The sequence below is a fragment of the Acinetobacter sp. AS5 genome (assembly GCF_048957595.1).
Taxonomy (GTDB): domain Bacteria; phylum Pseudomonadota; class Gammaproteobacteria; order Pseudomonadales; family Moraxellaceae; genus Acinetobacter.
The window spans coordinates 1-912 of the sequence record NZ_JARDAL010000148.1 but is presented as its reverse complement, the minus strand read 5'-3'; the positions used below and the strand labels follow the sequence as shown (position 1 = coordinate 912).

The following is a 912-nucleotide window of genomic DNA, read 5'->3' as shown; positions in this document are numbered from 1 at the left end:
CCTGCACCATATTTCCATCCCTTTTCAGACTCTGTTGCCTCTTGCATAGAAGTGGCTTTCTGTCCTTTTTCATATTGGTAAGCAACATCAATGAAAGGTTTAATTCGCTTAGTAATCTCATATCGGGTTTTGATACCAGTTTTTAGTTCTGATAAACCTGATTTTGCAGCATAGTTAGAATCATCGCTAAATATTACATCTGCTTCGATATAAGGTTGAGTAATAAGTTTCTGAGTTAAAAGCAAATCACGTTCTAATTCAAAACTTGCTCCCCAAAAATTATTCTCACCACCGTATAAATAAGCTTGTGTTTCAAAGAAATAAGGAGCTAATCCTAATACACCAATAACACCATCAACTCGATCACTGTTGCTGCTATTTTTATCTTCGCTATATCTTACACCAGCTTGTATATCCCAAAATGGGGCTACGTTACGGCTATAAAGTGCTGATACAGCATATTTTGGATCATTACTTTCTGACTTTTCCGAATTGGCTTCAATAAATAGACGATTTTCATCTGTTCCAATCAAAGTTTCAAGCTTTGTTCCTAGGTTGCCCTTACCGTCTTCATCAACCATCCATGCATTTTCAAGTCTTGTTACTTGATAAATTTGTCCGCCATGTTCTTTAAGATGATCATCGTGAGATCCGTCTGATCTCTTTCTTGCAGTCAAAATAATATTATCTCCCCCATTTGCATTTTCCATTGAATAATATTCTGGATACAATTCTTGGGGGCTATATCTTAAGCCACCAGACTCCTGTAATAAGACTCTCATACCATTTGTAATATTACTTTCTTGTTCCGAAGTGCTGCTATTAGCAAAAGTTAAGTTTGATATACTTATTAATGCAATTGATAAGACTGTTTTTGAGAAGAAATTCTTAGTGATTTGCATGTGGATTTAC

General features: G+C 35.4%; 1 protein-coding gene. It reads right to left on the bottom strand.

Annotation, left to right across the window (positions count from 1 at the left end):
• The coding region (locus tag PV763_RS17675) for a copper resistance protein B (protein ID WP_420938298.1) at nucleotides 1–902 on the bottom strand (902 nt) is incomplete at its 3' end.
• Nucleotides 903–912 lie beyond the last annotated feature (10 nt).